Source organism: Blautia sp. An249 (genome assembly GCF_002159835.1).
GTDB lineage: Bacteria > Bacillota > Clostridia > Lachnospirales > Lachnospiraceae > Blautia_A > Blautia_A avistercoris.
Genome location: NZ_NFJL01000053.1, coordinates 1 through 2729 on the forward strand (window position 1 = coordinate 1; position 2729 = coordinate 2729).

Here is a 2729-nt window from a genome sequence, read left to right on the forward strand (position 1 = left end):
CGGTAAAAATCGCTGTAGCCCAGTAAATACAAGGGATACAGCGATTTTCTCCTTCATCAACTGTCAAAGACGGGATTTTATCTGTAAAAAGAAATTCTGTCAAGTAGCAGATTTCAGGATTCCTTCCGTTTCTGTGATTTTTCTTTCTTTTTTTTCTGCTCCTCCTCGAAAATCCGGTCAAAGACATCCTCCAGTTCCATCTCTTTTTCATCTTTGCCTTTCTCCAGAAACTCTTTTGCCATCTCCTGAGCCTGGCGGAAGTCCTTTTCATAATAGGCGTTGATCTCCGCCCCGTAGAGGACAATATTCATACATACATAGAGCCACAGCATAATCATAATAATCGCAGTCAGGCTTCCGTACATATTGCTGAAGTTTGGAAAAAAAGTAAAATAAAGAGAAAAAAAGTAGGAAAATACCATCCAGGCCATGGCTGTCAAAAGCGCTCCCGGCATCTGGCTTTTTAAAGTGGCTTTTCGGTTAGGCAGCATTTTATACAAAAATAAAAAAACACACAGCAATACAATAAATACCAGGAAGGTTCGGGTGTTTAATATCTGTCCTAAAATCCTTCCCACAAAGGGCAGATAGACGGAGATATATTTCTGTATTCGGTTTCCCAGTACCAGCAAAGTCAGACTGGTGACCAGAGCAATCACAAAAAGCAGGGTATAGAAGACCGAGCGAATCCTGGTTAAAAGCCAGTTACGGGTTTCTTTTACATGATAAATGGTGTTTAATCCGTTAATCATAGCCTGGCAGCCTTTCCCCGCAGCCCACAGAGCCGTTACAACGGTCAGGGGCACTATTGCCGAATTCCGGTTAAAAATTTCCTGTACAATACTGAGTATCACGCCCTGCACACTTTCCGGCAAAAAGCTGATAATCGCATCCTGTACAATCGTATAAGTCAGAGGTGTATATTTCACAAGAGAGGCCAGAAACAGCACAAACGGGATAAATGATAAAATAAGGAAATACGCTGCCTGGGCGGAATAAGCTCCCACATGATCTTCATTGGTTCGTTTTATAAATCCCCGGACAGATTCCAGGACCTTCTTTCCATTTTCCAATACATCCCTCCTCTCCCGGAGTTTGTTTTCTCTGTTTCAAATTAAGAATATAGCACGGTTTTTCTTTTCTTGCAAGGTTTCTTATGAAATACGGCTTCTATGAAATAAAAATCTGCTGCGGCTTTTGAAGTCGTTCTTCTTATTCCGCAGCAGTCTTTCATTGGTATCTTAATTACTCTGACTCAGAGGTTTCTTTTTGCTCTCAGTCTTTTTTTACGCTGAAACGATAAATGGTGGTGCTATCGTATTTTTCTCCGGCTTTCAGAATCGGTGAATGGAAATTTTTCTGATTTACAGCGTCCGGCTCAAACTGTGTTTCCAGACAGAATCCGGATCTCTTGGTGTATACCGCATTGTTCTTTCCTTCTTCTCTTTCTACAAAGTTTCCGGAATAAAACTGTACGGCCGGCGTATCGGTAAGTACTTCCATAACAATCTCTGTATCCGGCGCATATGCTTTGGCTACGCTTCTTACCTTTCCGGGCTGATAATCCATCAGCATGAAATTATGATCGTATCCTCCGGTCATCTTTAACTGTTCATAATCAGCATCCACATCCTGACCGATTTTCTTCTCTGTTCTGAAATCCATAGGCGTATCGGCAACCTTTGCGTATTCTCCAGTAGGTATAGATTTGCTGTCTATAACCGGTGTAAACTCTTCGGAACGCATACACAGATACTGGTCGGCTACCGTTCCGCTCTGATGTCCGGAAAGATTAAAGTAGGAATGATTGGTCATATTTACCAGCGTATCCTGATCGCTGACACCCTGGTAATGAATCTTCACTTCATTGTCACCGGTAAACTGATACGTAACCGCTACTTCAAAGTTTCCGGGAAGTCCCTGCTCTTTATCCGGGCTCATTCTGGTAAAGGTAACTGCGTTTTCTTCCTCAGAAACTTCTTTTACCTTCCACAGTTGTTTCTCATATCCATCAGGACCACTGTGAAGATTATTCTCATTTTCATTCTGAGGCATCTGATATACCTGTCCGTTTACAGGAACCTTTCCGCCTGCAATCCGGTTTCCGTTTCTTCCGATGGTGGAACCGAAGTAGCAGCCGTTTACAAAATACTGCTCCAGCTTATCGTATCCCAAAACCACATCCTGAAGGTTTCCGTCTTTGTCCGGAACACAGATGCAGCGTAAAATAGCGCCGTAGTCTGTAACTTCTATGTAAGCGCCGGATTCATTCTTAATCTGATATACAGATACTTCTTCCCCTGATTCCAGTTTTCCGAATTCTCTTTTTGTAATACTCATAATTTCCTCCCTTTTCTGAAAGGTATACAGAAAAAGCGTGTCCGAAAACACCAATAAAATCTGGGTTTTGGGACACGCTCCTAATATATTTTTTTAGAATACCCAGAATGCCGTTCCCGTTATTTTGACGCCTAGCCGGAAGCTAGGTGGGTTTCCTCAATTAATACTCTGCCTACCACGACGTGAGGTCTGACATCCTATTAACAATATTGGAGTCCCATAAAAATAGATGTAGGTTCAAAATAGAAGGGTGCTCGCACATTCCAGGATTATTATCTGACAACCTTTCTATTTCTATCATTTATTATACTCTAGTATACGCAGGAATTCAATAAAAAATTCTTTCCGGGCCTTTTTTGATAAAATTCTCTCATTTTTCAGGTAATTCC

General features: G+C 41.6%; 2 protein-coding genes and 1 other RNA gene. All 3 read right to left on the reverse strand.

What is annotated here, in order from left to right:
* Positions 1–113 precede the first annotated feature (113 nt).
* A complete protein-coding gene (locus B5F53_RS19380) occupies positions 114–1073 on the reverse strand; it encodes a YihY/virulence factor BrkB family protein (protein ID WP_087227122.1) in 960 nt (319 codons plus the stop codon).
* A gap of 202 nt (positions 1074–1275) precedes the next feature.
* Positions 1276–2340 carry an aldose epimerase family protein gene (locus B5F53_RS19385; protein WP_087227124.1) on the reverse strand — a complete coding sequence of 355 codons (1065 nt, stop codon included), beginning with the start codon at positions 2338–2340 and terminating at the stop codon, positions 1276–1278.
* 95 nt (positions 2341–2435) lie between these two features.
* A non-coding RNA gene (ssrS, locus tag B5F53_RS19390) (6S RNA) lies at positions 2436–2613 on the reverse strand.
* Between the last annotated feature and the right edge of the window lie 116 nt (positions 2614–2729).

Coding starts and splice junctions, on each gene's coding strand:
- B5F53_RS19385 (WP_087227124.1), bottom strand. CDS start 2,340: ATGAGTATTACAAAAAGAGAATTCGGAAAACTGGAATCAGGGGAAGAA.